Origin of the sequence: Clavibacter vidaverae, assembly GCF_047529985.1 — a bacterium.
GTDB classification, from domain to species: Bacteria; Actinomycetota; Actinomycetes; order Actinomycetales; family Microbacteriaceae; genus Clavibacter; species Clavibacter nebraskensis_A.
In genome coordinates, this window is the sequence record NZ_JBLJAM010000001.1 from 2,079,114 (window position 1) to 2,095,266 (window position 16,153).

The 16,153-nt window shown below is 75.6% G+C and carries 15 protein-coding genes; 5 read left to right on the top strand and 10 right to left on the bottom strand.

Features of this window, described 5'->3' with window-relative positions:
- Positions 1-342 precede the first annotated feature (342 nt).
- Positions 343-942 carry a DoxX family protein gene (locus ACMT9T_RS09855; RefSeq protein ID WP_414745389.1) on the bottom strand — a complete coding sequence of 200 codons (600 nt, stop codon included), beginning with the start codon at positions 940-942 and terminating at the stop codon, positions 343-345.
- Positions 943-1,109: 167 nt separating this feature from the next.
- Between ACMT9T_RS09855 and ACMT9T_RS09860 the strand changes: the two genes are divergently transcribed.
- Positions 1,110-2,276, top strand: a complete 1,167-nt coding sequence (locus ACMT9T_RS09860; RefSeq protein WP_414745390.1) for an acetate/propionate family kinase — start codon at positions 1,110-1,112, stop codon at positions 2,274-2,276.
- A 13-nt stretch (positions 2,277-2,289) separates the two neighbouring features.
- Here ACMT9T_RS09860 and ACMT9T_RS09865 read toward each other — a convergent pair whose 3' ends face one another.
- Positions 2,290-2,475: a hypothetical protein gene (locus ACMT9T_RS09865; RefSeq protein WP_414745391.1), complete on the bottom strand. Its 186-nt coding sequence runs from the start codon at positions 2,473-2,475 to the stop codon at positions 2,290-2,292.
- A 158-nt stretch (positions 2,476-2,633) separates the two neighbouring features.
- On the opposite strand from ACMT9T_RS09865, the gene ACMT9T_RS09870 reads away from it, so the two are divergent.
- A complete protein-coding gene (locus ACMT9T_RS09870; RefSeq protein ID WP_414745392.1) occupies positions 2,634-5,153 on the top strand; it encodes a phosphoketolase family protein in 2,520 nt (839 codons plus the stop codon).
- 24 nt (positions 5,154-5,177) lie between these two features.
- Here the strand turns inward: ACMT9T_RS09870 and ACMT9T_RS09875 are convergent, their stop codons facing one another.
- The 8 genes from ACMT9T_RS09875 to ACMT9T_RS09910 form a co-directional block, all read right to left on the bottom strand.
- Positions 5,178-5,366: a hypothetical protein gene (locus ACMT9T_RS09875; protein WP_414745393.1), complete on the bottom strand. Its 189-nt coding sequence runs from the start codon at positions 5,364-5,366 to the stop codon at positions 5,178-5,180.
- Between the two features lie 26 nt (positions 5,367-5,392).
- Positions 5,393-6,037, bottom strand: a complete 645-nt coding sequence (locus ACMT9T_RS09880; protein ID WP_414745394.1) for a uracil-DNA glycosylase — start codon at positions 6,035-6,037, stop codon at positions 5,393-5,395.
- Positions 6,038-6,065: 28 nt separating this feature from the next.
- Complete coding sequence (locus ACMT9T_RS09885; protein WP_414745395.1) at positions 6,066-8,207, bottom strand: iron ABC transporter permease; 2,142 nt, start codon at positions 8,205-8,207, stop codon at positions 6,066-6,068.
- Between the two features lie 22 nt (positions 8,208-8,229).
- Complete coding sequence (locus ACMT9T_RS09890; protein ID WP_414745396.1) at positions 8,230-9,219, bottom strand: ABC transporter substrate-binding protein; 990 nt, start codon at positions 9,217-9,219, stop codon at positions 8,230-8,232.
- Positions 9,216-10,175 (bottom strand): ABC transporter ATP-binding protein, encoded by a 960-nt coding sequence (locus ACMT9T_RS09895; RefSeq protein WP_414745397.1) that lies wholly within the window; start codon positions 10,173-10,175, stop codon positions 9,216-9,218. The genes ACMT9T_RS09890 and ACMT9T_RS09895 overlap by 4 nt, the downstream gene beginning before the upstream one ends.
- A gap of 79 nt (positions 10,176-10,254) precedes the next feature.
- Positions 10,255-10,995 (bottom strand): SGNH/GDSL hydrolase family protein, encoded by a 741-nt coding sequence (locus ACMT9T_RS09900; RefSeq protein ID WP_414745398.1) that lies wholly within the window; start codon positions 10,993-10,995, stop codon positions 10,255-10,257.
- Between the two features lie 216 nt (positions 10,996-11,211).
- Positions 11,212-12,234, bottom strand: coding sequence for a hydrolase (locus ACMT9T_RS09905; protein WP_414745399.1), 1,023 nt, complete (start codon positions 12,232-12,234; stop codon positions 11,212-11,214).
- The gene (locus tag ACMT9T_RS09910; RefSeq protein WP_414745400.1) at positions 12,231-13,307 is read right to left on the bottom strand and encodes a glycosyl hydrolase family 18 protein; all 1,077 of its coding nucleotides are present in this window, start codon (positions 13,305-13,307) and stop codon (positions 12,231-12,233) included. The genes ACMT9T_RS09905 and ACMT9T_RS09910 overlap by 4 nt, the downstream gene beginning before the upstream one ends.
- Positions 13,308-13,562: 255 nt before the next feature.
- Here ACMT9T_RS09910 and ACMT9T_RS09915 point away from each other — a divergent pair, with 255 nt between their 5' ends.
- From ACMT9T_RS09915 to ACMT9T_RS09925, 3 genes are all read left to right on the top strand, one after another.
- The gene (locus ACMT9T_RS09915; protein WP_414745401.1) at positions 13,563-13,820 is read left to right on the top strand and encodes a hypothetical protein; all 258 of its coding nucleotides are present in this window, start codon (positions 13,563-13,565) and stop codon (positions 13,818-13,820) included.
- A gap of 118 nt (positions 13,821-13,938) precedes the next feature.
- Positions 13,939-14,967, top strand: coding sequence for a LacI family DNA-binding transcriptional regulator (locus tag ACMT9T_RS09920; protein ID WP_414745402.1), 1,029 nt, complete (start codon positions 13,939-13,941; stop codon positions 14,965-14,967).
- 159 nt (positions 14,968-15,126) lie between these two features.
- Positions 15,127-15,861, top strand: coding sequence for a heme utilization protein (locus ACMT9T_RS09925; protein ID WP_414745403.1), 735 nt, complete (start codon positions 15,127-15,129; stop codon positions 15,859-15,861).
- Positions 15,862-16,153 lie beyond the last annotated feature (292 nt).

The following is a 16,153-nucleotide window of genomic DNA, read 5'->3' on the forward strand; positions in this document are numbered from 1 at the left end:
GGGGCTACGTGAGACACCCTCCGTGTCCTTCCGGCCTCTACAAGAAGAACCGCGGTCGTGACCTGACCTTCGGCGCCGGCTCGAACCTGTGCGGGCGAGCACTCCCCCGGAACCACAACGCTGGTAACAGTTCTTATGTCGCGTGCAGCGCGGGCGTAGACGATGACGCGCTCGGCCGGGATCCACTGGTGGAGCTGGTCGATGGGAGTCCCGCGCGAGCAGGCTCACGTCACCGGCTGGCCTTCCGCCACGCAGACCACGGCCTGCGATGCGAGCGAAGTCACGGACGCGCACGACGAAGGGCCGGGACCCTCGCGGATCCCGGCCCTCCCGTGACGCGGGCTAGATGAGCCAGCGCTGGTCCCGCACGATCGGCAGCCGGCGCCAGGCCCGACCGAGCCCGAAGGTGTCACCGGCCGACAGGAACGCGATCGCGACGAGGGCGAGCGCGTAGACGATGTGGTAGTCGACGAGCGGGTTGGTCGAGGCGGCGTTCGCGGCGAACGGCCACTCCGCGAGGTACATCAGGAGCATCACGCCGGAGCCGACGACGGCGCTGACGCGCAGGCCGATGCCGAGGATCACGGCGAGGCCGATGCCCAGCATCGCGAGCATGAACAGCACGTCGACGACGGGGTTCGCGAGGCCGGCGAAGAAGTCGGTGAGCGGGCCCGAGACGGCCGGGCTCGTGAGGAACCCCTGCGCGGGCTTCCCGCCGTTGATCCACGCGCGCTCCACCGGGGTGGAGAAGCCGAGACCGAACGCCTTGTCGAGGAACGCCCACAGGAAGACGAAGCCGGTCGCGATGCGGAGCACGGCGAGCGCGACGCGGCCGCGCTCCGTGGTGACGCGGGCGCGCTCGTCGACGGCGAGGACGGGTGCGGCGGTGCTCGTGGTCCGTCCCGCCCCGGGTGCGGTGGTGGTGACGGTGTGGGCGGTCATGGTCGTTCCCCTTCGGCTGGTCCGGGCGATGGTGCCCGGTGGATCCAGGCTCGTCGCGGCGGGCTCCCGTCGGCAGGGCCCTAGGTCCCGCGAGGACCGGCAGCCCGGCAGCCTCCGGGGGACGTTCGCCCCTGCCGCGGGCGCCCGCGGATCCGCAGGGTCGAGCCATGCCCTCCGCACCTGCACCCGCTCCCGCACCCGCACCCGCCGCGTCCGTCCTCGTCCTCAACGCCGGGTCCTCCTCGCTCAAGCACCGCCTCGTGGATCCCGTCACCGGCGCCGCGCGCGCGGCCGGCACCGTGGAGCGCATCGGCGAGCCAGGCGGCGACGCGCCCGACCACGAGTCCGCCGTGCGCGTCGCCCTCGACCGCGTCCAGGCCGCGCACCTGCCGCCGCCCGTGGCCGTCGGCCACCGCGTGGTGCACGGCGGATCCCTGTTCGACCGCGCCGTCGTGGTCGACGCCGACGTGGAGCGCGCCATCGACGAGCTCTCCGCCCTCGCGCCGCTGCACAACCCCGCGAACCTCGCCGGGATCCGGGCCGCCCGCGCCGTGCTGCCCGACATGCCGCACGTCGCCGTCTTCGACACGGCGTTCCACCGCACGATCCCCGAGGCCGCCTCCACGTACGCGATCGACGCCGACCTCGCCGCGCGCTTCGGGATCCGCCGCTACGGGTTCCACGGCACGTCGCACCGCTTCGTGTCGCGCGCCGCCGCCGCGTTCCTCGGGAAGCCGCTCGAGGAGACCCGCATGATCGTGCTGCACATCGGCAACGGCGCCTCCGCGTGCGCGATCGACGGCGGCCGCTCGATCGAGACCTCGATGGGCCTGACGCCGCTCGAGGGCCTCGTGATGGGCACGCGCTCGGGCGACATCGACCCGGCCGTGCTCTTCCACCTGCACCGCCAGGCCGGCCTCGGCTTCGACGAGCTGGAGGCGCTGCTCAACCGGGGCAGCGGGCTGCTCGGGCTCACCGGATCCAGCGACATGCGCGACGTGCAGGCCGCCGAGCTCGACGGCGACCCGCGCGCGGCGCTCGCGCTGGAGGTCTACCGGCACCGGATCCGCCGCTACGTCGGCGCGTACACGGCCGAGCTCGGCGGCCTCGACGCCGTCGTCTTCACCGCGGGCGTCGGCGAGCACGACTCCCTGCTGCGCCGCCGCAGCCTCGCCGGCCTCGAGCACCTGGGCATCCGCGTGGATCCCGACCGCAACGAGCTCGCCTCCACCCACGCGCGCCGCATCTCCCCGGAGGGCTCGCCCGTCGCGGTGCTGGTCGTGCCGACGGACGAGGAGTGGGAGATCGCCAGGCAGGCGGCGGAGGTCATCTGAGTCCGCTCGCGCGCTACTCCCCCGCCCGCTCCCGCTGCGCACGCGTCCGATGGGTGTCGTACTCCACGTCGTGCGCCCCCGGCGGGAGCGGGGCGATGAGCTCGCCGCGGCGGGACAGGCGCGCGCGGGTGGTGCGCTTCAGCTGATCCCAGTGGGCGGTGTCCATCGTGTGCGCGGCGTGCATGGTGCGGGCGGTCATGTCGTCCTCTGTCCTCGGTCGTGTCCGGCCAGGCAACCGCGGCCCGGCGCGCGCGGACAGGGCCTTCGGTCCCACGGGCCCCGCCGACCCGACGACGCACCGACCCCGCGGGACCTTCGCCCCTCCCCCGCTTCGCCTCGCCCAGCGAGCCTGGATCCATGACCCTCACGGCACCCCCGACCCCCACCGCGTCCCCGAGCACCGCGCCCACCGCCTTCCCCCACCGCGCGCCCGCGCCCCTCGACGCCGAGGAGCTCGCCCGCCTCGAGATGTGGTGGCGCACCGCGAACTACCTCTCCGTCGGCCAGATCTACCTGCTCGACAACCCGCTGCTGCGCCGCCCGCTCACGCGCGAGGACGTGAAGCCGCGGCTGCTCGGCCACTGGGGCACCACCCCGGGCCTCAACTTCGTCTACGCGCACCTCAACCGCGTGATCCAGCAGCGCGACCTCGACACCGTCTACGTGATCGGCCCGGGCCACGGCGGCCCCGGCATGGTCGCGAACGCGTACCTCGACGGCACGTACACCGAGGTGTACCCGCGGATCACGCAGGACGAGGAGGGCGTGCGCCGCCTGTTCCGCCAGTTCTCGTTCCCCGGCGGGATCCCCAGCCACGTCGCCCCCGAGACGCCCGGCTCCTTCCACGAGGGCGGCGAGCTCGGCTACGCGCTCTCCCACGCCTACGGCGCCGCATTCGACAACCCGGGCCTGCTGGTCGCGGCGGTCGTCGGCGACGGCGAGGCGGAGACCGGCCCGCTCGCCACGAGCTGGCACTCGAACAAGTTCCTCGACCCGCTGCATGACGGCGTCGTGCTGCCGATCCTCCACCTCAACGGCTGGAAGATCGCGAACCCGACCGTGCTCGCCCGCATCCCCGAGTCGGAGCTGCTCGACCTCATGCGCGGCTACGGCCACACGCCCTACATCGTGTCGGGCGGCTTCCACGGCGAGGATCCCGCGGCCGTCCACCGCCGCATGGCGGAGACGATGGACCTCGTGCTCGAGCAGATCGCCGACATCAAGGCGGCCGCTGCCGCCGGCACGCTCGACGGCCGCCCGGCCTGGCCCATGATCATCCTGCGCACCCCCAAGGGCTGGACCTGCCCGGCGGTCATCGACGGCCACCCGGCCGAGGACGACTGGCGCGCCCACCAGGTGCCGCTCGCCAGCGCCCGCGACACCGAGGAGCACCTGCACGTGCTCGAGGACTGGATGCGGTCGTACCGCCCCGAGGAGCTCTTCGACGAGGACGGCGCTCCCGTCGCCCTCGCCACCGCCCTCGCGCCCGCCGGCGAGCGCCGCATGAGCGCCAACCCGGTCGCCAACGGCGGCCTCCTCAAGCGCGACCTCGACCTGCCCGACTTCCGCGACTACGCGGTCGACGTGCCGACGCCCGGCGGATCCGTGCACGAGCCCACCCGCGTGCTCGGCGACTGGCTCACCGACGTCGTCGTCCGCAACCCGCGGAACTTCCGGATCTTCGGGCCCGACGAGACCGCGTCCAACCGGCTCGGCGGCGTGCTGCGCGTCACCGACAAGCAGTTCGCGGGCGAGATCCGCCCCACCGACGAGCACCTCGCGCGCGCCGGCCGCGTGATGGAGATGCTCAGCGAGCACCAGTGCCAGGGCTGGCTGGAGGGCTACCTGCTCACCGGCCGCCACGGCCTCTTCACGAGCTACGAGGCCTTCATCCACATCGTCGACTCGATGCTCAACCAGCACGCCAAGTGGCTGAAGGTCTCCAAGGGGATCCCGTGGCGGCGCCCCATCGCGTCGCTCAACTACCTGCTGTCGTCGCACGTCTGGCGCCAGGACCACAACGGCCTCTCGCACCAGGACCCGGGATTCATCGACCACGTCGTGAACAAGAAGGCCGACGTCGTGCGCGTCTACCTGCCCTTCGACGCGAACACGCTGCTCTCCACCTACGACCACTGCCTGCGCTCCGAGGACTACGTGAACGTGGTCGTCGCCGGCAAGCAGCCCACCTTCGACTGGCTGTCGATGGACGACGCCATCGCGCACATGACCCGCGGCATCGGAATCTTCGACTGGGCCGGCACCGAGGTGGCAGGCTCCGCGCCCGACGTGATCCTGGCCTGCGCGGGCGACGTGCCCACGCTCGAGACGCTGGCCGCGGTGTCGATCCTGCGCGCGGAGATCCCGACGCTGAAGATCCGCGTCGTGAACGTCGTGGACCTCATGCGCCTGCAGTCCGCGGGCGAGCACCCGCACGGCCTGTCGGAGGCGGCGTACGACGCGCTGTTCCCGGCCGGGATCCCCGTGGTCTTCGCGTACCACGGCTACCCGTGGCTCATCCACCGCCTCACCTACCGCCGCGCCAACAACGCGCAGCTGCACGTGCGCGGCTACAAGGAGGAGGGATCCACCACCACGCCGTTCGACATGGTGATGCTCAACGACATGGACCGGTACCACCTGGTGATCGACGCGATCGACCGCACCCCGGGCCTCAGCCGCACGCAGGGCCCGCTCCGCCAGCGGATGGAGGACGCCCGCCTCCGCGCCCGCCAGTACACGCGCGAGCACGGCGAGGACATCCCCGAGGTCGCGGACTGGACCTGGGCCGCGTCGGTCACGGGCAGCGTGCACGCCGCGAACGTGGGCGTCGGGCAGCTGTCGGTCGCGAGCTCCACGGGCGGGGACAACGAGTAGGGCGGACGCTCCGGCGGGTGCGCGCTAGCGCGTGCGCCGCAGGGCGACCGCGAACAGGACCGACATGGTCCCGAAGATCGCGGCGCCCACGAGGAGCGCGACGCCCAGCGCCGTGATCGCGGCGCGGCCGTCGGCGACGGAGACCGCGATCACGCCGATGACGACCTCGGCCACGGCCATGACGGCGGTCACGACGGCCAGGACCCGGGTCATGCGGCGGGACCCGCCCAGGGAGGGCTTCACGAGCGCGCCGCGTCCGCGAGGATCGCGCCGACGCGGGCGTAGGCGGCCACCTGATGCGCCTTCCGCCGCTCCCGCTCGACGGGGTCGGCGTGCACGAGCGCCCGGCGACCGGGGTGGATCGTCGCGACCACGGGGAAGCGCCTGCCGTCGGCCAGCGTCCCGTCCAGCTCGACCGCGTAGCGCCAGATGCGCTCGGCGTCGCGGCCCTGCAGCAGCACGACCTCGAGGTCCGGCAGGAGCGCCACGAGCTCCACGAGCGCCCGGGCTCCCACCCTCGCCTGCGCCGCGTCCGGCGCCGCGTTGATGTACCAGGGGTACGCGTTCCAGGGCAGCACGTCGCGGTCGCGGATCCCGTGCTCGGAGAACAGCGCGGCCTGACGCTCCGCGGTCGGGTCGTCGTTCTCGATGCTGAGGAAGCCGGATCCGACGCCCACCTGCGTCGCCGGCCCGGGATCCCGCAGGACGCTGAGGACGCGCGCATCGATGCCGCCGTGGTGCGGGGCGATGCGGGGGACGAACCCCTCGGGGTCCGGCTCCGAGATCGCGGCGACGAACGCGTTGATCGGCGCCATGTGCGGCGCGGTCTCGGCCGTGTCCTCCTGCGAGGTGCGGAAGGCGCGATCGGCCATGCGTCGGGTCATCCCCTGAACCTACGCGGCCGCCGCCCGCCTACCTCGCCCGGGCCGCCCGCCCCCGCCACAGCAGCCACACGAAGTACGGGGTGCCGACGAGCGCGGTCACGAGGCCCGCGCCGAGCTGGGCCGGGGCGATCACGGTGCGGCCGAGCAGGTCGGCGAGGGTCACGAGGGCGGCGCCCAGCAGGATCGCGACGGGCAGCACGCGCGCGTGCCGCGAGCCGACGAGCGCGCGGGCCGCGTGCGGCGCGACCAGGCCGACGAAGCCGATCACGCCCACCGCCGCGACCGCCGTCGCCGTGAGCACGACCGCGATCGACAGGGCGAGCAGGCGCGAGCGGCCGAGCGAGACGCCGAGGAGGCGCGGGGTGTCGTCGTCGAGGGCGACGAGGTCCAGCATCCGGTGCCGTGGCGCCGCGAGCGCGACGGCGAGCACGAGCGCGACCAGCACGGGCAGGGCGTCGTCGAAGCCGCGGCCGTAGGTGGATCCCGACAGCCACGTGAGCGCCTTCGCCCCGTTGAACGGGTCGGTGAGCACGATGATCATGCTGATCGCCGCGGCCGTGCCCGCCGAGACGCCGACGCCGATGAGCACGAGCCGGTTCTGCGGGAAGCCGCCGCGCGCGGCCAGGCCGAACACGACGCCCGCCGCGGCGAGCGCGCCCACGCCGGCCGCGCCCGCGATGCCCCAGCCGGAGGCGAGCGGCGCGGTGGTCACGAACAGCACCGCGCCGAGGCCCGCGCCGCCGGAGACGCCGAGGATCGCCGGATCCGCGAGCGGGTTCCGGGTCACGGCCTGCACGAGCACGCCCGCGAGCGCGAGCGCGGCCCCCGCGAGCACGGCGGCGAGCACGCGGGGCACGCGGGTGTCGAGCACGTAGCTGACGACGGGGCCGGCGGTGCCGCGGATCCCGTTGACGAGGTCGCCGAGGAGCAGCTTCGCGTCACCGAGGAGCACGGACGCGAGGAGCAGGCCGACGAGCACGACGACCAGCGCGCCGACCACGAGCGCGACGCGGCGGCGGGTGACGACGCCGTGCCGCTCGGTGGGCGCGGGCGTCGCGCTGTCGTGGGCGCGCACGGCGAGCACCACGAGCACGATCGCGCCGATGAGGGAGGTGACGAGGCCGGTCGGCACGGCGACCGACGCCTCGGCGCCGAGCACCGCGCGCAGCAGCACGTCGGCGAGCAGCACCACGGCCGCGCCCATGAGCCCGGCGACGGGGACGAAGACCCACGAGCGGCGGACGCCCGGCACGAGGCGGCGGAGCGGCCGCACGAACGCGGGCGCGTACAGGCCGACGAAGCCGATGGGCCCGGCGACCGTCACGGCCGCGGCGGCGAGCAGCACCGAGGCGAGCACGGCGATCACGCGGGTCGCGCGCACGTCGACGCCGAGGCTGCGGGCGGCGTCGTCGCCGAGCCCGAGCGCGTCGAGGCGCCGCGTGATGACGAGCAGGATCCCGAGCGCGACCACCACGACGGGCGCCATCTGCGCGACGGCGTCGAACCCGTTCTGGCCGATGCCGCCCTGGCCCCAGCGGTAGAGGCCGCTGGTCTGCTGCGGGAAGAGGAGGAGGAGCGCGCTGGTCACGGATCCGAGGCCGAGCGCGAGCGCGCTGCCGGCGAGCACGAGGCGCACGGTGCCGGATCCGAGGCCCGAGACCGCGAGCACGATCGCCGCCGCGACGAGCCCGCCGACGAACGCGACGCCCGCGCCCGCGAGCACCGGCAGCGTGAGCCCGGTGACCGCCGCGACCGCGAGGGCCGCGTACGCGCCGGCGTTCACGGCGAGGGTGTCGGGCGAGGCGAGCACGTTGCGGCTCACCGTCTGGAGCGCGGCGCCGGCGGCACCGAGGGCGAGGCCGACGAGGATCCCCGCGGCCATGCGCGGCAGCCGCGACGCGACCACGACGGACGCGTCGCCGGGCGTCGCGCGCCCGGTCAGCGCCTCCCAGACCTCGCGCGGTCCGACCGCGGCGGTGCCCTGGGTGACGTCGATCACCGCGAGCACCGCCACCACGAGCGCGAGGAGGGCGACGACCGCGATCGCCCGCACCGGGATCCGGCCGGCCCCGTCGGCACGCGCGACGGCGGCGAGCGACGGGACGGCGGCCGGGATCGACGCCGGGGAGGCGTCGGCCGCGGGCGGCGCGGTGCGGACGGGGGCGGTCATCGGATCAGCGGGGCAGGCGGGATCAGCCGGCCAGCAGGTCGGCGAGGTCCTTCGTGTACGCCGTCATCGACGCCGGGCCGCCGAACACCCAGACGCCCTCGGGCATGCGGTGCACCTCGCCGCCCTTCACGAACGGGAGCGACTGCCAGACGGCGTTGCCCGCGAGCGTGGTGGCGAACGGGTCGTCGCCCAGGGCGGCGTTCGCGTTGTAGACGAACTGCACGTCGCCGATGGTGGTGAGGCCCTCGACGTCGGTGGATCCGAGGCCGTAGGCGGGGTCGACCTCGCCCGTCCACGCGTTCTCGAGGCCGAGCTCGGTGGTCACGTCGCCGACGAGCGAGCCCTTCCCGAACGGGCGGATGGTGACCGCGCCGGCGTCCACGTACGCGTCCGCGAACAGGAACCTGGAGCCCGCGAGCCCGGCCGCGTCGAGCTTCGCCTTCGCGTCGGTGACGGCCTGGTCGTAGGCGCTGATGACCTGGGTCGCCTTGTCCTCCGTGCCCGTCGCCTTCGCGATGAGCTCGAGGTTGTCCTCGCTCTGCTGGATCTGCTTGGTGCCGTCCGCCGACTTCACCTGCAGCACGGGCGCGATGGCCTTGAGCTGCTCCACGGCGTCCGCGGGCAGGTCGTCGGTCGCGACGATGAGGTCGGGCGCGAGCGACGCGATGGTCTCCACGCTCGGCTCGCCGCGCGTGCCGATGTCGGCGGGCTCGTTCACGAGCGGCACCGCCGACGACCACGCGCTGTAGCCCGCGACGTCCGCGACGCCGACGGGATCCACGCCCAGCGACACGAGGTTCTCCACGACGTTCCACTCGGTGCCCACGACCTTGGTCGCGGGGCCGTCGAGCGTGACCTCCGCGCCGGTGCCGTCGGTGAGCGTGATCTGCTCCCCGCTCGGGGCGGATCCGGCGCCCGTGGATGCCTCCTCGGTGGTGCCGCATGCGGTCAGCGTGAGCGCTGTCGCGGCGGCGAGGGCGGTCATCGCCAGGGTTCGTCGTCTCGTGATCACGGGTGGAGCCTCTCGTTCCTGTGGTGGTGGCGGGCGACCGCGCGGGTGCGCAGGCTGCCCGTCGTCGGGTCCGCGTGGACCTCGACGGGGATGCCGTAGACCTCGGTGAGGAGGTCGGGGGTCAGCACCTCGGATGGGGTGCCGGTCTTGACGATCCGGCCGTCGCTGAGCAGCGCGACGGTGTCGGCGAGCGCGGCGGCCTGGTCGAGGTCGTGGAGGACGACGCCGACGGCGATCGATGCGTCGTCGGCGAGGTCGCGCACCAGGTCGAGGAGCTCGACCTGGTAGCGGAGGTCGAGGTACGTGGTGGGCTCGTCGAGCAGCAGCACGCCGGTCTCCTGGGCGAGGCAGCTCGCCAGCCAGACGCGCTGGAGCTGGCCGCCGGAGAGCTGGTCGACGCCGCGGTCGGCGAGCGCGACGAGGCCCGTGAGGTCGAGCGCGCGATCCACGGCCGCGCGCCCCTCGGGATCCGCCCCGCCGAAGCGGCCGCGGTGCGGATAGCGGCCGAACTCGACGACGTCGCGGACGCTGAGGCCGCCGGGCGTCGGACGGCCCTGCGTGAGGAGCGCGACGCGGCGGGCGAAGCGGCGGAGGGAGAGGTCGAGGGCGTCGGTCTCCTGACCCTCGCCGTCCGGGCCGTCCTCACGGAGGACGAGGGATCCGGAGCGCGCCGCCTGCAGCCGGGCCATCGTGCGCAGGAGCGTCGACTTGCCGCTGCCGTTCGGGCCGACGAGCACGGTGACGCAGCCCGGCCGGATCTCGAGGCCGGCGCCGTGCACGACCTCCGTGTCGCCGTACGCGACCGTGACGTCGCGGGCCTCGAGGGCGGAGGCGGCGGGCGCGGATGCGGAGGCGGCGGCGGCGGAGGAGGGGCCGGCCGGCTGCGGGGACGTCTGCCGCGGTGCGTCCGGGTCGACGGCGCGCGGGATCGGCGCGGTCGGAGCGGGGGAGGTCACGGTAGGTGAGGCTATCCTAACCTCGGCGGCGGCGACAAGCCGTCGGCCCGCCGCAGCCTTCCGATGCCGCGGCCGGCGCTCAGCCGCGTGCGTCCACGAGCGCCTCCGCGAGGTGCGCGCCCCAGGCCCGGTAGGTCCGCTGGTACCGGCTCTCCTCCGACTCCGGCACCCACAGCGAGCGCGTCAGCTCCTCGGGGAACGGGACCGCGAGCGTGGAGGGCAGGCCCTCGACCACCTCGCGCGTGCGCCGGTTGAGCTCCTGCGCGTGCGCCCCCGCGGCGAGCCGCGCCGGCCCCGAGAGGCTCCCGGCGTTGTCGAGGGGCGGGATGTCGGCCACGAGGATCCAGGCGTCCCGCGGCAGGTGCGCGCGCAGCGCCTCGAGCGCGGTGCGCATCTGCTTCGTCCACGCCCGCGCGGACGTGACGCGCAGCACGTCGGTGATCCCGGCGAGCAGCACCACCGCGTCCGCCCGCACGAGGTCGCACTCGGCGCCTGCGATCACGGCGGGCGCCTCGCGGAGGCGCGAGCCCGGCAGCGCCGCGGTGGTCCAGGCGACGCCGCGTCCGGTGCGCGTCGCGTGGTCCCGGGCGAGGAACGTGGGCAGCGCGATCTGGTGGGTGCGGACGCCGAGGCTGATCATCCCGACCTCGCCGACGACGGCGATGCGGTCGGGGTCCGGCCCCTCGACGGTGCCGTGCGCGGCGTCGTCGGGGTGGAAGTCGCCGGACGCGTCCGACCTCCGGTAGAGGAACTCCGCGACCCGGGCGGCGATGCCGGGGAGGGCGAGGACGGGCAGGAAGAAGGCGAGCAGTCGGCGCATGGTGGTCCTGGAGCATCGGGTGGATCCGCGCCGCCATGCAGGACGCCGACGGCCGACGACCCGCGCGGAGGAGCGGGGAGGGTCTCGGAGAGCGGGCTCTCCGTCGTTCGCGCGGAAGACGGATCCGTGCGGCCCGGGGTCCAGCGGCTGCCCCACCCTAGGCGCGTGCCGGGCCCGACGGCTCGGTCGCGGGCGCCCGCGGCGCGCATCCGTCGCTCAGCGGAGATCCGCCGGGCCCAGCCGGTGCGCCCCGCGCAGCCATGCGACCAGCTGCCCGGCGGTCGCGTCGCGGGCCGCCGGGAGGGGATCCGCGCTCGCCAGCGCATGCGCGATGAGGCCGGGCGCGCTGCCGAGCACCGCGCCGAGCAGAGCATCGCCGCGGAGTCCCGCCTCGCCGAGCAGCTCGACCTCGCGCGCATTCAGCCCCACGGGGAGGTCGCCGTTGCCGAGGTCGGTGCCGTACGCGACGCGACCGCCGAGGGCGATGTGGCGCCTGGCGTTGTCGAGGGCCGTCGCGAGGTCGTCGCCCTCGTGGATCGCCAGGGTCGAGATCCAGAGCACGTCGCGCGCCGCCGACTCCCGCAGCAGCGCGTCGTCCACCCGCTCGGTCCACGGCACGTGCACGAGCGCGTCGGCGCCCGCGCGGATCGCCCGCCCCGCCTGCCCCGCGCCCTCCACGTGCACGACCGCGGGCAGCCCGGCATCGTGCGCGGCGTCGACGAGGGCGGCCAGCACGTCGTCCGCGAGGAGCGGCCCGCCGTCGTGCAGCACGATCTTGACCGCGGCGGATCCCCGCGCCCGCGCCTGGGCGACGGCACCCGCGGCGTCCTCCGCGCGGGCCACCTCGCGCACGGCGCCGGACGGCGCCCACGCGCGGTCCGTGGGGTAACCCCCGACGGCGGTGTGGAACGGACCCGCGTACCGGACGGCCACACCCGCGGGCGGCCGCGCGGCGATGCACGCGATCTCCGCCGGGTCCCACCCGAGGTCGACCACCGCCGTCACGGGCGATCCGGCGAGCGCCGCGTGGTCGACGAGCCCGAGGTGGACGTGCCGGTCGACGACGCCGTCGCTCACGCTCAGGTCGAGCCGCCCGAGCACCTCGTCGGCGGGGTCGGCGAGCACGACGCGGCCCCCGTCGATGCGCACGGCGACCTCCCGGTGGACCCGCTCGAACCGCGCCTCGCGCACGCGCCAGACCCCGCCAGGCGCGGCGCCGGGCACAGCGCCGCCCGTCATCGCGTCAGCGGATCCGACAGCCCGAGCGACCACACGGCCACGCCGCCGAGCCCCAGCTGCCGGGCGAGCGCCACGCGCGCGTCGTAGGAGCGCGCGTCCGACCACCACACGACCGTGCCGTCGCGCAGCGTCGCGTGCCACTCCTGCTGCGGCACGCTCCAGACGGCCTTCCCCTTCTGCGCCGTCACGAGGTCGCGCGCGCCCTGGTCGGAGACCTGCCGCCCCTCGCCCGTGCGCGGCCAGGTGTAGCCGTACCCGGCGATCCCGAGCTGGATCCGCGCGGCCGGCACCGCCTTCCGCACCGGCGCGAGCGCGGCCTTCACCCACGGCATGCCGCCCACGGGCCCCGCGGCGGACCACGTGGGCCCGTGCTGGTCGTACGCCATGAGCACGACGTGGTCGGCGGCGCGGCCGAGCGCCGGCAGGTCGTAGCCGAGCGGGCGGTAGTCGCCCGTGGTCGCCATGAGGCAGACGGAGACGCTGCGCCCGGATCCGAGCGCGGCCTTCAGCCCCGCCACGAGCCGGGTGAGCCCCGCCGGATGCGCGCCGCTGAGGCTCTCGAGGTCGACCGTGACGCCGTCCCAGCCGCGCTTCGCGACCTCGGCGGCGAGCTGCCGGACCACGCGGTCGACGTTCGCGGTGGATCCGAGCAGCGCGTCCGAGATGCCGGGCGAGAAGTCGCCAATGGCCTCGTCGTAGTTGCCCACAAGCAGCTCGACCCGCTCGCCGCGCGCGTGCGCCTGGCCGAGGAGCCGGATGGCCTCGGGCGACGGGGCGCCGACGGCCCGGCCGTCCGTGGTGATGTTGACGCCGTCGACCACGACGGAGGTGAGGGCTGCGGCGCTCGCATCCAGCCGCGACGCCGGGGTGGATCCGCCCTCCGCGTACCCCACGACGTCGAACGGCACGGCTGCCGCGGCGGGCAGCGACCCGACGACGACGGCCAGCACGGCGGCCGTCCCGACGGCGAGCGAGACGAGGCGGCGGGTGCGCCCGCGGCGGCGACCGGGGCCGCCGTCCCGGCTGCCGTCGCGGTGGGGGGAGCGGCGGCGGTCGGGGCGCGGCGAGGTCATGGGCCGAGCGTAGGCCTGGGCGGCGACGGCACCGGCGGGGACGGGCCGTCGGGGCGAGGTCCGTCGCGGACGCGGCTTGTGCAGGACGCGCGCCGCCGGATCCGCCGCGCCCGTAGCCTCGGCCCTTCCCGTCCGCGCCGCCCGCCCCGCACCGTCCCGAGGTCCCATGCCGCACGCACCCGATCCGCGCACGCCGGCCGCCCGGCCCCGCGCGCGCCGCCTCCCGGATCCCCGGGACAGCAGGGGTCGCGGCCCGTGCTGAGCAGCCCGGACCGCGACGACGACCTCCTGCGGGAGCGGCTCCGCGAGCTCCACGACGTGTGGCCGGGCGACCCGGCCGACGACGACCCGCTGCGCGAGGCCCGCCGCACCGCGGGGATGACGGGCGCCGGCGACGAGTCCACCCCGCTCCCCCGCTCGCTGCTCCGGGCGTCGTGCCGCGCGATACTCGACCGCCTCGGCGCGAGCGCGGCCGGCCTGCCGCTGCCGCCCTCCGCGCGCGACCCCCGGTAGCGGTCCGCCCGCACGCCGGCCCTCCGCGTCGCTACCGTGGACCCGTGTCCCCCGCCGCCGCGCCGCCCGCGCCCGCCTCGCCGCCCGCGTCCGCCCCGCCGAGCCCGCGGGTCCGCGCATGAGCCGCCCCGGCGCCGCCCCCACCATCCACGACGTCGCCGCCCGCGCGGGCGTCTCGAAGTCCGTCGTCTCGCGCGCGCTCTCGGGCGCGCCGGGCGTCGCGGCCGCCACGCAGCGCACCGTCCGCGAGGCCGCCGCCGAGCTCGGCTACGTGGCCAACGCCCACGCGCGCGGCATGTCGGCGCACCGGACCCACACGCTCGGGGTGCTCGTGCGCGACGCGTCCACCCCGTTCTACGGCCACCTGCTCACGGCGCTCCAGCAGCGCGCGTCCGAGCGCGGCTACCGGGTCGTCACGGCGACCGGGTTCGGGGCCTTCGACGTCGCGGAGGAGCGCAAGGCCCTCGAGACGCTCGTCTCGCTCCAGGTCGAGGGGCTCATCGTGTGCAGCGGGGCGCTCCCGGTGGGTGACATCCTCCCGTCGGCGCAGCGCATCCCCACGGTCGTCGCGGGCCGACCCGAGGTGGACGCGTCGCTCAGCAGCGTCTACTGCGACGAGACCACGGGCGGCCACGGCCTCGCCGAGCACGTGGCGTCGCTCGGCCACCGCCGCGTCGCCGTCGTCACCCTGAGCCCCGCCCTCTCCCTCACGATCTCCGCCCGTACCTTCGCGATGCTCGACCGCCTGCGCGACCTCGGCCTCGACGTCGTGCACGTGCGCGGCGAGGAGCACGCCGAGGGGCACATCGACGGCGCGGACGACGTCGCGCAGTCGATCGTGGACGCGGGCGGCGTCACGGCGGTCATGGCACCGAGCGACATGTGGGCCCTCGCGATCCTCGACGGCCTCGGCCGCCGCGGCGTGCGCGCACCCGAGGACGTCTCCATCACGGGGTACGACGGCCTCCCGCCCTTCACGAGCGAGCTCCTCGGCTTCACCTCGTGGCGCCAGCCGATCCCCCTCATCGGCGCCCTCGCGGTGGACGCGGTGGTCGACCGCATCGACGGCACGGTCAGCGGCACCCGCCACACCGCGGTCGACGGCGAGCTGATCCGGGGCCGCACGGCCGTCCCGCTCCGCGCCTGACCCGCGGGATCCACCCGGCGCCTCGCCCCGCCCGCCGCCACCGTCCGTCCACCCGTCGTTCACATGCGGGTCGCGCCCGCTCGCCGGCGATGTGCCACGGTGGTCGTCGCATCGTAGGGAACGTTCCCTGCATCCGCCCGACGCCCTGGAGGACACCGCATGGACCACGACGACCCCGCCGCCTACGCCCTGGCCGCCCCCGACACCGCGCCCGCGTCGGCCGGCCGGATCGCCAGCCCCAGCCACCCCTCGGCGCTCCCCCGCGACGACAGCGACCCCTTCCGCTACGGCATCTACCTCCGCCCGGACGCGCGCACCTGCCGCGCCGTCACGGTCGTCACCGACCAGCTCCGCGCCCAGTACGGCATCGTCTCGGCGGGCGCCTTCCCGCCCCACGCGACCCTCATCGGCAGCCAGCCGTTCGGGCGCGACGAGGACCTCGTGATCGACGCGGTCACCGAGCTCCTCGCCGACCGCCCCGCCTTCGCGGTGCACAACGCCGGGGTCCGGGAGCTCGGCCTCGGCTACGTCTACGACGTCGACCGCCGCCCCGACGGGTCGCAGAACGCCGACCTCCTCGCGCTCGCGGCCGACATCGACCGCGTCGTCGCGCCCTTCCGCCGCACCATGCGCTCGCCCGAGCTGCACGAGTTCGACCCCGAGCGGTTCCGCGCGCACCTCTCGCTCGCCTCGCACGACCTGGCCGTGCGCCCCGACCTCCACGACGAGGTCGGCGCCTTCATCCGCGAGCTCGGCGAGCCCGTGCCCACCGGCTTCGTGGGCGACACGGTCGTGATGTACCGCACGGCCAGCCCCGACTGGTCGGGCCGCTGGTGGACCACCCTCACCTGGGAGCACGTGCGCACCTGGACCCTCGGCGGCGGGGCGCGCTGACGCCGGCGCCCCAGCACCCGCATCACCCGCGGCGCGGTCGACCCCGGTCGGCCGCGCCGCTGCCGCGCGCCCGGGATCCGCGGCGGGCGGCTCGCGGCAGCTGGCTGACGGCCCCGGCTGGACACGGACCCTCACGCGACGGTAGGGTCGGCGACGGAGGCACCCTCACGCGACGTGAGGGTCATCCCGAGCCGCTCGGCTCCCCCATCCTTCCCGCGTCCGGCCCGATGCCGCGCGCGTCCGGCGCGCCGTCGCGCCGTCCCACCGCGGGCCCCGCCCGCCCTCTCCCGAG

Bases quoted from the DNA above. Each gene is read 5' to 3' on its own strand.
- ACMT9T_RS09905 (WP_414745399.1), bottom strand. From the start codon at position 12,234: ATGACGGGCGGCGCTGTGCCCGGCGCCGCGCCTGGCGGGGTCTGGCGC.
- ACMT9T_RS09880 (WP_414745394.1), bottom strand. From the start codon at position 6,037: ATGACCCGACGCATGGCCGATCGCGCCTTCCGCACCTCGCAGGAGGAC.
- ACMT9T_RS09900 (WP_414745398.1), bottom strand. From the start codon at position 10,995: ATGCGCCGACTGCTCGCCTTCTTCCTGCCCGTCCTCGCCCTCCCCGGC.
- ACMT9T_RS09855 (WP_414745389.1), bottom strand. From the start codon at position 942: ATGACCGCCCACACCGTCACCACCACCGCACCCGGGGCGGGACGGACC.
- ACMT9T_RS09860 (WP_414745390.1), top strand. From the start codon at position 1,110: ATGCCCTCCGCACCTGCACCCGCTCCCGCACCCGCACCCGCCGCGTCC.
- ACMT9T_RS09910 (WP_414745400.1), bottom strand. From the start codon at position 13,307: ATGACCTCGCCGCGCCCCGACCGCCGCCGCTCCCCCCACCGCGACGGC.
- ACMT9T_RS09865 (WP_414745391.1), bottom strand. From the start codon at position 2,475: ATGACCGCCCGCACCATGCACGCCGCGCACACGATGGACACCGCCCAC.
- ACMT9T_RS09920 (WP_414745402.1), top strand. From the start codon at position 13,939: ATGAGCCGCCCCGGCGCCGCCCCCACCATCCACGACGTCGCCGCCCGC.
- ACMT9T_RS09875 (WP_414745393.1), bottom strand. From the start codon at position 5,366: ATGACCCGGGTCCTGGCCGTCGTGACCGCCGTCATGGCCGTGGCCGAG.
- ACMT9T_RS09870 (WP_414745392.1), top strand. From the start codon at position 2,634: ATGACCCTCACGGCACCCCCGACCCCCACCGCGTCCCCGAGCACCGCG.
- ACMT9T_RS09925 (WP_414745403.1), top strand. From the start codon at position 15,127: ATGGACCACGACGACCCCGCCGCCTACGCCCTGGCCGCCCCCGACACC.
- ACMT9T_RS09885 (WP_414745395.1), bottom strand. From the start codon at position 8,207: ATGACCGCCCCCGTCCGCACCGCGCCGCCCGCGGCCGACGCCTCCCCG.